At 69.0% G+C, this 14,592-nt stretch carries 17 protein-coding genes; 4 read left to right on the forward strand and 13 right to left on the reverse strand.

Features of this window, described 5'->3' with window-relative positions; translation table 11 throughout:
* Positions 1-293: 293 nt before the first annotated feature.
* Positions 294-1,580, reverse strand: a complete 1,287-nt coding sequence (locus tag AB0M87_RS32025; RefSeq protein ID WP_365859249.1) for a helix-turn-helix transcriptional regulator — start codon at positions 1,578-1,580, stop codon at positions 294-296.
* Between the two features lie 216 nt (positions 1,581-1,796).
* Between AB0M87_RS32025 and rfbB the strand changes: the two genes are divergently transcribed.
* Genes rfbB through AB0M87_RS32045 form a run of 4 tightly spaced genes read left to right on the forward strand, consistent with a single transcriptional unit; the run spans position 1,797 to position 5,371 of the window.
* Positions 1,797-2,834, forward strand: a complete 1,038-nt coding sequence (gene rfbB / locus AB0M87_RS32030; RefSeq protein WP_365859251.1) for a dTDP-glucose 4,6-dehydratase — start codon at positions 1,797-1,799, stop codon at positions 2,832-2,834.
* Complete coding sequence (locus AB0M87_RS32035) at positions 2,824-3,807, forward strand: ATP-grasp domain-containing protein (protein ID WP_365859253.1); 984 nt, start codon at positions 2,824-2,826, stop codon at positions 3,805-3,807. Before rfbB ends, AB0M87_RS32035 begins: the two co-directional genes overlap by 11 nt.
* A 2-nt stretch (positions 3,808-3,809) precedes the next feature.
* Complete coding sequence (locus AB0M87_RS32040; RefSeq protein WP_365859255.1) at positions 3,810-4,940, forward strand: DegT/DnrJ/EryC1/StrS family aminotransferase; 1,131 nt, start codon at positions 3,810-3,812, stop codon at positions 4,938-4,940.
* A complete protein-coding gene (locus AB0M87_RS32045) occupies positions 4,937-5,371 on the forward strand; it encodes a low molecular weight phosphotyrosine protein phosphatase (RefSeq protein ID WP_365859257.1) in 435 nt (144 codons plus the stop codon). The genes AB0M87_RS32040 and AB0M87_RS32045 overlap by 4 nt, the downstream gene beginning before the upstream one ends.
* A gap of 14 nt (positions 5,372-5,385) precedes the next feature.
* Here the strand turns inward: AB0M87_RS32045 and AB0M87_RS32050 are convergent, their stop codons facing one another.
* The 12 genes from AB0M87_RS32050 to AB0M87_RS32105 form a co-directional block, all read right to left on the reverse strand.
* A complete protein-coding gene (locus AB0M87_RS32050; RefSeq protein WP_365859259.1) occupies positions 5,386-6,555 on the reverse strand; it encodes a UDP-N-acetylglucosamine--N-acetylmuramyl-(pentapeptide) pyrophosphoryl-undecaprenol N-acetylglucosamine transferase in 1,170 nt (389 codons plus the stop codon).
* Between the two features lie 319 nt (positions 6,556-6,874).
* The gene (locus AB0M87_RS32055) at positions 6,875-7,789 is read right to left on the reverse strand and encodes a hypothetical protein (protein WP_365859261.1); all 915 of its coding nucleotides are present in this window, start codon (positions 7,787-7,789) and stop codon (positions 6,875-6,877) included.
* A 112-nt stretch (positions 7,790-7,901) separates the two neighbouring features.
* The gene (locus AB0M87_RS32060; RefSeq protein WP_365859263.1) at positions 7,902-8,252 is read right to left on the reverse strand and encodes a hypothetical protein; all 351 of its coding nucleotides are present in this window, start codon (positions 8,250-8,252) and stop codon (positions 7,902-7,904) included.
* Between the two features lie 53 nt (positions 8,253-8,305).
* On the reverse strand, positions 8,306-9,439 hold the full coding sequence (locus AB0M87_RS32065; protein WP_365859265.1) for a phosphoadenosine phosphosulfate reductase: 1,134 nt from the start codon (positions 9,437-9,439) through the stop codon (positions 8,306-8,308).
* Positions 9,414-10,649 (reverse strand): hypothetical protein, encoded by a 1,236-nt coding sequence (locus AB0M87_RS32070; RefSeq protein WP_365859267.1) that lies wholly within the window; start codon positions 10,647-10,649, stop codon positions 9,414-9,416. The genes AB0M87_RS32065 and AB0M87_RS32070 overlap by 26 nt, the downstream gene beginning before the upstream one ends.
* A gap of 47 nt (positions 10,650-10,696) precedes the next feature.
* Positions 10,697-11,209, reverse strand: a complete 513-nt coding sequence (locus tag AB0M87_RS32075; protein WP_365859269.1) for a single-stranded DNA-binding protein — start codon at positions 11,207-11,209, stop codon at positions 10,697-10,699.
* A gap of 142 nt (positions 11,210-11,351) precedes the next feature.
* Positions 11,352-11,744: a hypothetical protein gene (locus AB0M87_RS32080; RefSeq protein WP_365859271.1), complete on the reverse strand. Its 393-nt coding sequence runs from the start codon at positions 11,742-11,744 to the stop codon at positions 11,352-11,354.
* A 108-nt stretch (positions 11,745-11,852) separates the two neighbouring features.
* Positions 11,853-12,248 carry a hypothetical protein gene (locus AB0M87_RS32085; RefSeq protein ID WP_365859273.1) on the reverse strand — a complete coding sequence of 132 codons (396 nt, stop codon included), beginning with the start codon at positions 12,246-12,248 and terminating at the stop codon, positions 11,853-11,855.
* Positions 12,245-12,511 carry a DUF3263 domain-containing protein gene (locus tag AB0M87_RS32090; protein ID WP_365859306.1) on the reverse strand — a complete coding sequence of 89 codons (267 nt, stop codon included), beginning with the start codon at positions 12,509-12,511 and terminating at the stop codon, positions 12,245-12,247. The genes AB0M87_RS32085 and AB0M87_RS32090 overlap by 4 nt, the downstream gene beginning before the upstream one ends.
* 230 nt (positions 12,512-12,741) lie before the next feature.
* Entirely contained in the window at positions 12,742-13,158 is a 417-nt protein-coding gene (locus AB0M87_RS32095) for a hypothetical protein (RefSeq protein WP_365859275.1), read from the reverse strand.
* Between the two features lie 303 nt (positions 13,159-13,461).
* Positions 13,462-13,971: a hypothetical protein gene (locus AB0M87_RS32100; protein ID WP_365859277.1), complete on the reverse strand. Its 510-nt coding sequence runs from the start codon at positions 13,969-13,971 to the stop codon at positions 13,462-13,464.
* Positions 13,972-13,984: 13 nt separating this feature from the next.
* A complete protein-coding gene (locus AB0M87_RS32105) occupies positions 13,985-14,470 on the reverse strand; it encodes a DUF3560 domain-containing protein (RefSeq protein ID WP_365859278.1) in 486 nt (161 codons plus the stop codon).
* Positions 14,471-14,592 lie beyond the last annotated feature (122 nt).

Raw genomic sequence — 14,592 nt, forward strand, 5'->3', positions numbered from 1 at the left:
CACTCAACGCCTTCGACATCACCTTCGACGGCCGGCTCACCGCCGGACGCCGATAGAAACAATCAACCGAGTCCCACCATTCGCTGTACAGACCCCCAACAGGTACCAGGGCCGGCGCGCCTACGTCTGGAACAGCGACCGGGACACCGCCACTTGAGGAAGTCGAGCGGCAGCACCATCGATACCTGTTCGTACAACTCGACCCGGGTCGCCTACAAGAACTGCTGACCGCCTGACACGTGTGGTGCTCCTCCCGACCTCTCTGCGGGAGGGGCACCGCTCCGTTCAGCAGCTTATGCCGCCAGCGCTCCGGTGCGGGCGGCGAACTCCCGTAGACCCTGCACTCGAGCCGGCCCATACAGTAGATCCGATGTCAGGGCCCGCAGCGCGGGACGCCGAACCTCCTGCGGCGCCTCTGCCTCCACGCGGCGCAGCGCCGAGAAGGTCTGCTGCCCGTCGCCGAGGGCGTGCCACATGCGGGCCGTGTCCGTCCACGCCCGGGCCCGGCGCTCTGCCGTCGAGATGCGGTCGATATCCAGGCCAGCCGCGATGTTCGCGCCCTCGTCCGGGGTACCAAGTGCGTTGAGCGCGCCGATGCGGTACACGTCCACCTGCGCCCGGTTCGCCTCGACTGTGAACAGCCCGGCGACTTCCGGCAGCCGCTTGACGTCCTCCTGTGCCTCGTCGAGCAGCGAGAGTGCTGTCGTTCGGTCCCCGCCGGTGGCGGCCGAGTACGCGGCGGTGAGGAGCAGTGTCGTCCTTACCGCCCCCGTGCGTGCCTGCGTCGCGTCGAGCTCGCCAGCCTCGCGGGCGAGCAGTTGCACGGCGGATGAGCACCGGCCCGATCGGCGCATGGTGATTGCCAACACCCGGGATGCCTCACCGATCGGCACCGGAGCGCCGCTGGCCCGGGCAGCGATAAGCGCCCGGTCGGCCGCTACCCACGCGGCGTCGGAATGCTGCTTGAGTGCCAGGTCCGCGGCAACCACATACGCGCGGGCCAGGATGGCGCTCGCATGCTCTCGTGCCTGTCCTTGGGCAGCGTCGCGGGTAGCCGATGCGGCGGACAACAGACCCGGCAGCGCCTGGCCAAGGTCGGCGTACCTGGCCGCGCGAAACGCCCGCCGCGCCGCCGTAGTCTGCTCCTTGAGCATGGCCAGCGACATCGGCTCAGCGGCCGGAAGCCGGAACAAGGCGTCCTCCAAGCCCGTGGCAGGATCCCCCGTCACTGCGGAGGCCGATGCCTGGCTGGCGCCGATGACGACAGTTGCGCCGGCGGCCAGGACCCCGGTCAGCAGTTCCCTACGACGCACCGCGTCCTCCTCGTCAGATGACCGGAGGGCTACCGTAGCGACTGCCGCCCCTTCCGGGACACCCAACCCGTTGAGCTGGTCGGGTCTGATGCCCAACACTGCGGCTACGCGCAGCATGGATTGGTAGTCCAGGCGGAGCCGGTTGGACTCGATCCGGGAGATAGCCGAAGCCGAGTATCCGCACTGGGCGCCCAATTGCGCCTGGGTGATTCGAGCGGTGCAGCGAGCGCCGCGGATGACCGCGCCGACGTCCACTGTCTGGCCCATAGGTCCCTCCTGCTACGCACCAACGGACAGTCGACGCTAGCGCCGAATGTGACGGTGCGACAGGGCGCACGGAGGCACACCGTGTGCCGGGTACGCACAGCGTATGCAGGCCCCGCTCGCCATGCCCAAGCCCCGCATCCGCGCCGTCATCGTGGTCTGACAGACGGTCGGCGCACTCAGGCGTTCCGCTGCCCGCACTCCTACCGGAGGCCCACTATGGACAAAGTGCAAAAGGTGCTCGTCACGGGCGGGGCCGGCTTCATCGGCTCGCACTTCGTCAAGCGCATCCTGCAAGCCGGCGACGTCACCCATGTGACCGTCCTCGACGCGCTCACCTACGCAGGGCACATCGAAAACCTCGGCGAGGCCTTCCTCAGCCCGAAGCTCAGGTTCGTTCACGGCAACGTCATCGACGGCGACCTGGTCGATCAGCTCGTCAGCGAGCACACCGCCATCGTCCACTTCGCCGCCGAGTCCCACGTCGACCGCTCATTCTTCGCTGCCGGCACGTTCCTGACCACGAACGTGTTGGGGACCCAGACCCTTGCGGACGCCGCGATGCGTCATGGCATCCAGCGATTCGTGCACGTCTCCACGGACGAGGTCTACGGGCCGCTGCTGGAAGGCTCAGCTACCGAGGACGACCCGGTCCGGCCCACCGTCCCCTACGCTGCGTCGAAAGCAGCCAGCGACCTCGTGGCGCTCTCGTACTTCCACACGTACGGCATGCCGGTGTGCGTGACCCGCTCCTCGAACAACTACGGGCCCTACCAGCACCCGGAGAAGATCATCCCGTTGTTCGTGACCCGCCTCCTCCGAGGCGAGCCCGTCACCCTGCACGGCCGGGGCCAGCACGTACGCAACTGGCTGCACGTCGAGGACAACTGCAGCGCGATCGAGCTTGTCCTGCGCGGCGGCGCCCCAGGCGAGATCTACAACATCGGCGGCGGCACCGACCTGTCCGGCCGCGACCTGACCAGCGAGCTGCTGCGCATCTGCGATGCCAGCTGGGACTCGGTCACCTATATCCCCGATCGGCCGTCCAACGACCTCCGGTACTCCATGGACTGGACGAAGATCGCCGATCACCTCGGCTACCAGCCCACCCATGACTTCGCGACCGGGCTCGTCGAGACCGCAGCCTGGTACCGCCGTAACCCCGACCGCTGGGCCCCGCTGTCCCGCAACCCGCATGCCCCCCTGCCGGCTGTACGTGCCACCGCCGCCCGCCCGGAGCGTGACCATGTCCACTGACCAGCTCGCCCCGCGCCGCATCCTTGTGACTGGTGTCGGCGGCGCTCCCGGCTTCGACCTCGCCCGGGCCCTGATGAGGCTCGGCTGCCATGTCATCGCTGGGGACTCCAACCCGCTCGCGCCGGGGCTGCTCCTGCCGGACGTCACCCCGCGCGTCACCGCCCCGGCTGCCCACCCGAGCTACCGGGCAGGCCTGCTCCGGCTGTGCGGTGAACTGCGCCCCCACGCGATCTTGTCCGCAGTGGAGCAGGAGCTCTCGAAGCTCGTCACGCTGCGGCGTCCGCTGGCCGACCTCGGCGTGACGACATGGCTCCCGGACCCGGACGCGATCGAAACCTGCACCGACAAGGCCGCGTTCCTTGCGGCGCTGACCAAACACAGCGTTCCCACCCCGCACACCGTCCTCCCGCACGACATCGACGAGCTCTGCGACGGCCGCGGTCTTGTGGTCAAGCCCCGCCTCGGGCAGGGCGCCCAGAACGTGTACTTCTGCCGAACCAGGGAACAGGCCCGGATCCTGTGCGAGCTGGTGCCCGAACCCATCGTCCAGGAACAGGTCGCCGGCCAGGAGTTCACCGCGGACTGCCTCGTGGACCGCGCCGGCCGGGCGTCGGTGATCCTCCGCTATCGGCTCCTGGTCAAGGGCGGCCTCGCGGTGGTGAGCGAGACGTTCCACGACCAGGAGACCGAGGACCGTGTGCGACAGACGCTGGCCGCCGTCGGCGCGGCCGGGGCGTGCTGCGCCCAGGGCTTTATCTGTGAGGGCAGCGCGGAGCGAGTCGTCATGACCGAAGTCAACGCTCGAGTCGGCGGCGGATTCCCCGCGAGTGAGGCGGCCGGGGCCGACCTCACTGGGCAACTCCTGGCAGGCCTCTTCGAGCACCACGTCGACCACGAGCGGCTTCGCTACGCGCCCGCGGTCCGCCTGACCAAGTACACCGAGACGTTGACCAGCGAGGGAACACAGCCGTGACAGTGACTATTGCTGCAGGTGCGGGCGATAACGCCCGCCCGTACCTGTATGGCCCCGAGGAGGCGGGCGTCGTCGAGGCCTTGCGTAGCGGACAGTACGGCCACACCGCCGTCACCGACCGGTTCGAGGGCGAAGTCGCTACCTTCCTCGGCGTTTCTGAAACGGTGGCGGTCGCCTCGGGCACATCCGCGCTGCACGTTGCCCTGCTTGCTGCGGGTATCGGCCCGGGTGACGAGGTGATCGTCCCGTCCATGACGTTCTGTGCGACCGTCCAGGCGATCCTCGCCGTCGGCGCCCGGCCCTGCTTCGTCGAGGTCAGCCCCCGCACTCTGTGCATCAACTCCGGTGCGGTGCTGGACGCCATCACGGCGGACACCCGGGCGGTCATGCCCGTGCTGTACGGCGGCCGGGCCGTCGACCTCTGCGATGTGCGGCCGGCGCTGACCGAGCGCGGCATCGCCGTCGTTGAGGACGCCGCCCACGCTTTCGGCTCCTACAACGGCGCACAGCGCGTCGGAGCAACTGGTGCGCTGACCTGCTTCTCCTTCGGGCCGATCAAGAATCTGACGTGCGGGCAGGGCGGCATGATCGTGCCGCGCAACCCACTTGAGGCCGACCGGTGCCGCAAACTCCGCGGCCTGGGCATCGTCGAATCCGCGGCCTGGCGCGCGGAAGCGACCGGCTACACCGTCGACGGGTTCGGGCTAAGAGTCCAGATGTCCTCGCTCAACGCGGCGATCGGTTCCGCCCAACTCGCGCACTTCGACAAAGCCGAGACCAAGCGCAAGGCCCTGTGGCGAGCGTACGCCAACGCGCTGCGGGGCATGGACGGCGCCAGCGTCGTGGATGTTGACGTGGAACGATCCGTGCCCCATCTATGCGCCGTACGGGTCCACGACCGGCGCGACCAAGTGTTCCGGACCCTGCGCGCCCGGGGCGTCGGCGTCGGCACGCACTACCCGCCGAACCACCTCCAGTCGGCCTTCGCCGCGTGGCACCGTCCGCTCCCGGTGACCGAGCAGGTAGGCCGGGAAATCATGACCCTGCCGTTCCACCAACGCATGACGGAGGCCGACGTCGAGACGGTCACCGCCGAGCTCCGGCAGTCCCTCGCCCAGACGGCGACCCGATGACCGCCCCCGGGCCGCGGCGCCTCCTGACGGTCTGCCTCGGCAACCACTGCCGATCCCCGCTCGCCGCCGCCGTCCTGACCCAACTGGGTAGGTCCGCTGTTGAGGTCAGGTCGGCCGGCACTCGCGATCGGTGGGTAGGCAAGCCCGCCCACGCCGCGATGGTCACCGCGGCGGCTGCGCGTGGCTACGACCTGACCACCCACCGAGGTGCGCACGTCAGCCGCGAACTGCTGGAGTGGGCCGACGTCGTACTCGCCATGGACGGCAACAACCTCGCCGACCTCCGGGACATGGCTGACGAGCGCACCGTGACCAAGCTCGGTCTTTACCTGGGTGACCGGGACGTCCCCGACCCGTGGGGGAAGGACGCCGCCGCGTTCGCCGCCGTCGTCACCTTCGTCGAGGATGGCGCCGCCCGGCACCTCCCGTAGATGTCCCGCGCCGGTCAGCCGGACGCGGCGGAAAGGATCACGTCCACGAGCCTGTCCGCTGCGTCCGGCTTTCCGTGTGCCCGGGCTCGCTCCGCCATCGCGTCCCGTCGGACAGGGTCCGTGAGGAGCGGGCCCACCGCGTCACGCAGGGCTTCTCCGGTGACTTCACCGAGAAGAGCTACAGCGGCGCCGGTGGCTTCCAAGTGCTGGGCGTTGTGCGCTTGCTCATTCCCGGCCGAGGAGGCGAGCGGGATGAACACGGCAGGCTTGCCGAGGGCGGTGAGCTCGGCGAGAGTGCCGGCACCGCTCCGGGAGATCACTACGTCGGCCAAGGCCAGGACGTCGGGGAGCTCAGGGCCGACGAATCCGGTGAGGTAGTACCGGCCTGCCAACTCCGGGGAAAGGAGCGACGCGTGCTGCTGCAGGGCCTCGACGTTCGTGGGGCCGCACTGGTGGATTACGTTCGCGTGGCCCAGCAGCCACGGCAGCGAGTCCCGAATCCTTTCGTTGATCTGCTGGGAGCCTTGGGCTCCGCCGGTGACGTACACGGTCGGCAGGTGCCGGTCGAAGCCTCGCAGCTCCAGCGCATCGATCGCCTTCTCCGCGTGTCCGGCCAAGACCTCGGGGCGGATCGGGTTGCCAGTCACTACTGCGGCACCCCGCACCGAGCCCGGCAGGAGCGGTAGCGACGAATCCGACGACACCGCAATCCGCGTCGCCGAGCTCGCCAACTTCCGGTTGGCGAGACCCAGGCGCACGGTCTGTTCGTGGAGGACCAGTGGCCGACGGCACAAGCGGGCGGCCAGCCCAGCGGGGACAGCGACGTACCCGCCGGTGGCGAGAACGACGTCCGGCCGGAAGTCGGCAACGATTTTCCGGGCCTGCGCGACACCGAGCGGCACCCTCGCCATGTCCCGCACGTTGGCCGGACTCACCATCTTCAGCGGGTTACTCGAGCGGCGGATCTTGCCCGTGACGACCGTGGTGAAGGCAATGCCTTCAGCCGGGGCGACCCGCGCCTCCAACCCGTCCGCCGTGCCGATCCACAGCACGGCTAGGGTCTTGCCGGAAGCCTGGAGTCGGGCCTGCAGCGCACGCACAGCGGTGAGCGCGGGATAGGTATGGCCTCCGGTCCCTCCGCCAGTAACGATCAGACGGAAGTCCTGGCGGCTGGCATCTTTCACGAATGAACTCCCAAGGGGGGCTGATGGCAGGCCATCTCTCAGCGGTCCGCCCAAGGTACTGGGCTCCTCAGCGGAGTACGCACGACACAACAGGCATGCCGACTTCCTGCGCGAGCGGACGGACAGCCGAGTGGGGCAGTAGCGCCTGACCGGTGGCCGGCCCTGCGCAGGCGTCGTGTCTGCGCAGGAGGAGGGACTGGCGATCCCTCCATACCGGCCATCGGGCGGCAGCCTGGCCCGCCGGGGCGTTCGTCATGCCCACAGCCAGGTGCCACATCTACGGTATGCCCGGACGGGGCCCGGGCGTGGAGCGGTTGGTTCAGGAGCCGCTGCGGGCCGCGGCCAGCTTCTCCAGTCTCTTGCGGGTCCACTTCTTCTGCGGTTTGCCGCGCCCGCCGGGCTGGGCTTCCACCGCGTCAGGCTCCTCGAGCTCCGGCAGCCGGCCGCGGAAGAGGGCGCCGTTGAAGCTGGCGGCGCTGCTGTATCCGAGGATGGTGGCAGCCTCCTCCGCGCCCAGGAGCTCGCTGCCGCCGGCGGGGCGCCGCTTCGTGGTCGAGATACCGAGGCGGGAAGCGGCAGCGAGAATTGTCGCCCGCCGCCATCCCTTACGGGGACGCCCGCCGGCGACATCCAGGCTCTCGGGCTCGGCGAGCTCGGGGAGGTTCCCCTGGGAGAGAGAGCTGGAGAAGCTGGGCGTGCTGCTGAATCCGAGCAGGGCCGCAGCCTCTGGAACGCCGAGCAGCTCGTCGGGATCTCCGGCGGCGGATACCTTCGGCAGCGGCTTGACCGTACGGGTGGACCCGGCGTGCCGGCCCTTGCCGGGCCGGCTCTGCACCCAGGCGACGATGGTGCCCCGCCGCCAGCGCATTCCATCGATCGTCTCGTCGGGCTCGGGGAAGTAGCCCGGCAGGTTCCGCAGATACCAGTAGACGCTTGAGGCGTTCTTGTACCCGAGGAGGGCGGTGACCTCTGCCGCGGTGAGCAGCTCGCCCGGATCGGCTTCGAGTACGGAGGCCGGCAGCGTACGGGTGTTGCGGGAGTCGGCTTTGGCGGCGAAGAACGCGGCGACCAGGTCGTGCTCCCAGAACCGCTTACGGCCCTCGGTGTGATGCACGTCGGGGAAGCCCGTCGTGGCACGGTCGCGGTGCCACTCGCTGATCCTCGAGGGGGTGGTGGCGAACTCCTCGACGATCGCGGCGGTATCCACGAGTCGTGCGCCCGCGGCCTGCGACATCTCAACACCCCATGAAGGCAAGGATCGGTGACGTCACCCGAACGGGTGCGACATCTTCGATAATGCCAAACGACGGTGGGGTGTGTCCAGTCCGCGGGCTCTGTTGCAGGCGCTATTCGGCAAGCAGGGTGACGCCGAACGCGCTCGCGCGTTCCTCGAGCACCGTGTATGCCATCGCCGCTGGCGACGCGTCCCAGACAGCGAATGCAAGGTAAGAGACGGCTTCACTGCGTGGTTGCCCCCGCTCCCAAGGGCTTCGTGCTGTGCGACACCACGCGGCGACGGCGGCGTCGTCGAGTTCCGCGCACCGGCGGAACACGTCGGCCCGTACCTCGGCAAGTCCTTCGCACCAGGCCAAGTGCCCCGTCTGCAGGAGGGCCCGCAGCTGGGCCGGTTCGCTCAGAGCGGTTGCCCGGCCCACCAGGCCCATCAGCTGACCGGTCGCGTTGTTCATGTGGTCCATGGTCGTGCATCTCCTTCATACCTGCGGATGGCCGGACGGAACGCAGTGCTGCGTCACAGGCGGGCAGCGGCGCAGCTGCCGCACGGTGGTGCCTGGTCCGGGCGCCGTGCGAGATCCACTGCCTTGCGCGGAGGCCGGGCGAGCGCATCGCGCACCTGCGCAATGAGGGTGTCGAAGGCGGGAGAGTCGTCCGCGCAGACCACTCCGGGATCGGGTGTGTCGGCGGCCGCCGCCTGGTGGATGAGGTCGTGGATGCGCCGGTCGGCGCGGAAGCTGTCTCCGCGTACCGACTCGACCTCGTCGTAGAGCGCGGCCAGGCGTGGCCGGCGCTTGATGGCGAGCAGCAGGTCACGCAGCGAGGCGAAGACACACAGCGAGCAGGAACAGCGGGAGGTGCCGCGCCAGTCACCTGCGCCGGGTACTGAGTCGTACGTCCAGTGCCGGACATCCGGATAGTCGCCTGACCATTCACGAGCGGCCGCGGTGGTCCATGCCAGGGCGGGAAGCCATTCGTCGACAACACGGGCGCTGTTGGTCTGAACGTTGCGGTAGGGGACAAGGGTGGCGCGCCGGCGGCTCTCCTCCCAGCGCATGCCCTGCACCTTGAGGATGCGGACAGGGCGGCCGAGTTCCCGGCGGCGGGCGGTGACGAACGGGGTCCAGGCCGCGGAGACGACCGACTCCTTCGCCGATTTGGTGCAATATTTGCCGCCCATCCTCGGAAACCGGCCGTAGAGAGCGATCTCGGTGAGCAGCGAGTGGGGCAGCCGTGCGCCGTTCTCCCCGGGCAGTGTGCGCGTGACCTCGCTGTGCTGGTCGGCCGGCAGGCCGAAGGCGGCGCTCTGCAGCGCTGCCAGTTCAGCGACGCCGGGCCAGATCCGGCCGCCGTAGCTGACGGGCGGCCAGTCCAGCAACCCCAGGCACGCGTGGAAGCTCTTCACACGCTCCACGGCCCCCGCAGCGCGGGCGGCCTCCATGGTCAGGTACATCGTCAGCGCGCTGTCGTTGCCACCGGACAACTGCGGGGCGATGAGATCATATGCGGCGAGATCCGGGCAGGGAGCCGCAGTCACGGTCGGGGTGGTCAGCGGGCGGTCCTCCTTGGTTGTCCGCAGGGCGGCCGCACTGCGTATCAGCGGGCAGCCGCCCGAACGGTCGTTGTCAGGTTCCGGGGAGCGTGAGCGCACGCAGCCCGGTGTGGGCGGTCCACGCGGCTTCGAAGCGGTCCTGTTGTTTGTCCTTCACGAACCCGGGGGCGGTGACGAAGAACTCCTCGGCCGTCGGCAGACTCTCGCCGCGCCCGAAGACCCAGTCCCGCACGGCCCCGTACAACGAGTCGCTCTCCACGCGAAGGTTGCGTCGTTCTGCGACCCGCTGCAGGCTGCGCCCCAGCGCGGCCCTGCCTCCGGTGTGCAGCCGCCGCACCGAACGCAGGGCCGGAGCGCGTACCGGGGGGTTCGCGGTGCTGACCGGCAGGATGCGGCGCGCGAGGTACGTCGTCCAGTCACAGGTGAGGAGCTCGGCGGTAAAGGCGTCCAGCATCGCCCGGTCCTGTCCGCGGCGTTCATCGAACTGCTCCAGGAGGGACCGCCGCCCGAACAGTTTGCCGTGGGGGTTCAGACACATCGATGTGTACTCCAGGCGCAGCACACGGCCGGCGATGTCCGGGTGGGCGCGCATCCGATCGAGATGCTGGGGCAGGGCGCCCATCGAGACCGGGTAGCAGCAGAAGGTGCAGTAGGACTTCTGCCACCGCACCCCGAAGCGCTCCTGCAGATAGTCCTCGCACCGTTTGCGACCCCAGGACCAGTCGATGAGTGGGAAGGACGCGGTGCGCAGCGGGTTGCTGCTCGCCGCCCGGTCGGCCATGGCACGCCCGACTTCGTCGGCGTTGAATCCGATGACCTGGCGGAAGGGGCGACCACCGGTGGCCCCGGGGATCCACCGGTCACCGACTTCTCCTTTGGCTCGGATGCTGCACAGCCGGCTGCCGCCCTGCTGCGGAACGGTGCCGTTGGTTTCCATCTCGTGCCACAGCGCCCAGCGGCCGCGCCGGATCATGCGCTGGGGGTTGCGGGAGTCGTCGAGGACATCGATGCCCGTGTGCTTCGCCTGTCCGGCGCGGGCCAGCTGGACCAGGCGCACATGGTGCCGGCGCAGCAGGGGCAGTACGTGTTCTTCGGCGTCGCTGTCAGTACGTGGCCATTCGTCGCCGGTCGCCATGGTGATGACAGCGGTGCGCCGTAGATCGACTCCGTGGGCGGCGGGATCGTCGAGCATCCGGGTCAGGTAAGTGGTGGAGTCGACGCCTCGGCCCCAGTTGATGACGAGGTCGACCGGATCGGTTGCGTCGAGGCCGGGGAGTACGTCGGGGCTTGGGATGCCAGAGCGCAGCACGGGAACCTCCTTCGTGAGTGGATCAGTACGGGCAGGGGCGGTGGGTTTCACCGGGAGCGGCGGAGGGTGATCTGCCGGGTCGGCGAGGTGATCGCTTGCCAGTTCGCCGGGTCTGTCGTTGCTGGGGCGGCCACCGGCTTTGGTGTCTTCGGTACCTGGCGGGTGGCAGCTCGGGGCTTGACGGAGCTCGTGTCCACGCGGGTCTTGCCGGCGAGGACGTCGGGGAGCGTCGCATCGATGTAAGCGACGTGTTCGGTCAGGTCGATGCCGACCCGGTCGGCGTCCAGATAGAGCAGGCCGTCGCGGATGTCCAGCATGCCGGTGACGATCACGTGGACACGGTCGGTGAGCGAAGCGGCTACGTGGCGGGCGGTGCGGCCCCGCACGGTGACCAGCACCATCACGGGCTCCCCGTCGCGCCACTCACCGGCGGCGCGGTCGTATTCGCGGGGGATCGACACGAGACGAAACCGGCAGGCGAGCATCCCCCGTTCGGTGCTGCGCAGCTGCGGTTCGTCGTGCACGAACCCGTGCATGGTGGCGGTGATCTCTCCTGGCACGGGTGCCTCCTCGGGCGGTGCGGGCGGGTGCTGTGCGGTGACCAGCGGGGATGGGTCTGGCTGGCCCGACCGGGCGCCCGGGGGCACAGCAGGTCGGGCCAGCTCCCGGGGTGCTGAGCGATTTGTTCTCGGTGAAGGGCCCTCAGGTATGCAAGGGGCACAGCCAGGTGGAGCCGGCCGGGCCGCGCGGCGCCGGTGGGGTGTCGCGCATGTACTCCAGCGGGTAGCTGTTGAGGCCGAGGGGCCCGTCCAGCCACTGAACGGAGGCGCTGCACCGGTTCCGGATCGCAATGTGTCCCTTGCGCCCGTTCAGGGCGTAGAAGACGGTGCCCGATCGGCGGGTGGGGTGCTCGGCGCTTCCCATGTCCTCGACGCGCACCCACCAGTCCGGTAGCTCTTCCTTGAGGACTTCCGCCATGCGCACGGCTACCAGCGGCTCGGCGACTTCCTTCGTCCGCAGGTCGACCGACCGGTTCGCATTCACGCCGCTGTAGCGGACGCAGAAGCGGGGGAGCAGGTGATCCCACTCGGACATGACGGCGGTGGTCTCAAGCCACATCACCTCATGGCGGGGGCGGTCCCAGCGGTGACATGTTCTATAATACATAAACTCCGGGTGTTGTCGCCCGGCTTTCCGGACACCTCAGGAAACCGGCCCAGAGAACCCGTCGAGATCAGGTCCCAGCAGACGCTCCCACTGCGCATAGACGCCCCCGGTCGCCACATGCGTGCGCAGCTCCAACCACGCTGCTGCGTCCGGCAGATGCACAACCGCCTCAACCCCGAGCGCTACTCCACGACCGAAGATGGTCGCGTCGTCCAGGCTCCTTCCCAGCAGCAGGACGTCTTCGCGCCGGGGGAGGCTCTGTTCGAAGAGGGTGGTGGAGCAGCGGTCGTCGATGATGATCAGCGCGGCGGACAGCCAATCGTCGATCCTTACCTGGAGGGGGCTTCGCCAGCACAGCGGCACCGTCGTGCCGGTGAGCAGCTCAGGCACCGGTTCGGCGCCGGGGGCGATGACGAGAACGTGGGCGTTCATGAGCGGGTGTTTCCTTCCCTGGTGATGCGGCGCACGTCGCGAAGGCGGCGCAGCCGGTTGACGGTGACGGGATCGACAGTGACGGCACCGGGGGAGTCGAGCAGGGCGTTCAGCAGCTGGAAGTAGCTGGTGGGAGAGACGCCGAGCTCTTCCCGGATAGCGCGGTCACGAGGGCCTGGCGAACTGAGTGTGCGAGCGGCCAGGGCAAGCACCGCGCGGACCCCGATCTGCGCGAGCACTCCGCCGCCGGCTTCAACGGGAATCGCATGCGTGGTGTCGCTGCCTTCGGCCTCGGCCGCGGCGTCGAACTGGGCAAGCCACGGCTCCACGACCGACACGACCTCACCGCCGGGCCAGTCTCCGAAGCGCTCTGTGAGCTCGGCCATCTTCGTCTGCAGCTCCGCAATAGCGGCCCCCTCGGGTGTGCTGCGGTTCAGGTTCATGTGAACTCCCTTGCCTGCCCCCTCGACGGGGAGCAGCCGACGGACAGCGGTCAGTGCTGTTCGTGAGCAGCGGTGTGGCCTTCACGCGGCGCCGGTGCGTCTGGGGCGGGCAGATGGTGGTCCCAGCCCGGCCGGCTCAGCAGGGCAAGCAGCGCAGCAGTGCTCTCGGCGACCGAGAGGCCGGCAGCGTGCAGCGTGTTCCCGGCGCTGTCTGGATCTACTTCGACCCGCACCCGCCCCACGCTGGTTTCATCCCACGGGCGGTAGCGGGCCAGTTCTTCCGGGGCTTGTTCACCGGGAGCGGTCGCGCTGAGGTTCTTGATCAGCTGCGCACGCCGTTCCTCCTGGGCGGCGCGGTCGGCTGCCCGGTTCCGGGCGCTCGTGATGGCCTTCCTGTGGAGGGGGAGCAGATCACGGTGGATCCGCCCGGCCAGATAGGCCGGGTCGCTGAAACGGGCCGCGGGCACACGAAGTGAAGCTGGCCTTGTGCCCGGTGGTGCCGGCTCGGGCAGGGGCATCTCCAGAATCCGCGACGTTTCGTCGCTGTGGTCGTGGCGCAGCAGGATGACGTGACCGGCGGGGACGGTGATCTGGCCGACAGGGGCCCAGGCCGGGGGCCGGCTCGGCGCGGAAACCCTCGCCCAGCAGTGGAGCAACCTCTTGGGCGAGAGCTTCGTACCTCGGACGCAATGACATATCTGGCTCCTGGGGATGTGTGATGAGACGGCATGCGCCGGGGACCGCGCGACAGCGGCCCCCGGCGCACGTCTTCAGTCGCTCTGCTGGCCCGGGGCGCTCGGGTCGGTCACGGCGCGCATCTCCTCAGCAGAGCGGCGGCCGGTGACGGCGTCGTACGGAAGCAGGTCGTCCCAGCTGAACTCACGGTTCGCAGCGGTGATGACGCGCTGGCTGTCCGGGCCGCCGGGGACAGTCAGGGATTTGGCGTTAACCCGCAGAACCTGCAACCAGCGGCCTCGGCAGCAGACAAAGTCACCCTTGGCGAAATCGGCCATGCCCCAGACCTTGAAGCCGTCGGCCTCCGCCTGGGCGATGATCGTCCGCCAGTAGGTGAGTTCCTCCCCCAGCTCCTCTTCCTCCCGGTGGAGCTCCGCGATTCCTTCCGGGTGAAGAGGCCGGGTGAAGCTTCCCGCGGACTCGCCAGCAAGCCACTTGTGGACCCGGCGCAGCTGCGCCTCCAGCTTCGCGATGCGGCGCAGTGTGGTGCCGGGGTTGTTGCGGTAGCGCTGGTAGTTCCCGGCTGAATCTGCCCGGCCGGCCAAGTAGGCGGCGCGTTCACCCTCGGCGATGGCCTTCCCCTGGATGCGGTGCGTGCGCTCCTGGAAATTGCCGGTCCCTGTTGTACGAGTAGTGGTCCACGAGGAGGGGCTGGCCCAGGGGGATGGAGTCGCGGAGCTGCTTGGCCTGGGCTCTCAGTGCATCGCTGTTCTCCTGAGCGCGGCCCGCCCGCTCCCCGTATCGTTCGGCGCGCTCCTCGGCCCGTTCGATGCGGTCGGTCTCGGCTTCGGCGAAGGTGCGGCGGCTGTCCTCGTCGATGACTGTCTCGACCTCGAAGCCTGCGGCGCGTAGGGCATCGGCGGCAGGATTGATCTTCCAGGTTTGCGCAGCGCGGTCTTGGGAGCGGCCGATACCGAGCTGGCGCAGGGAGGGGAAGTAGCGGAAGCCGTGAGGTCTGACGATCTCAAAGACTCCGTCGCCCTTGCGGCTGCCCTCAACCAGCGTGCCTTCACGCCGGGTGTGGACGATCTTGATCACGGGCATGGTGGTTCCTCCCATGGGAATGAGGTGTGGCGGCCGGCCCGCGCACCCGTGCGGGCTCGGACGAAACGGGACCGGTCGCCCCGCTGATGCGGGGCGACCGGTGAATGAGTGGGCTGCGCGAT

The sequence above is a fragment of the Streptomyces sp. NPDC051320 genome, assembly GCF_040682175.1.
Classification (GTDB): Bacteria; Actinomycetota; Actinomycetes; order Streptomycetales; family Streptomycetaceae; genus Streptomyces.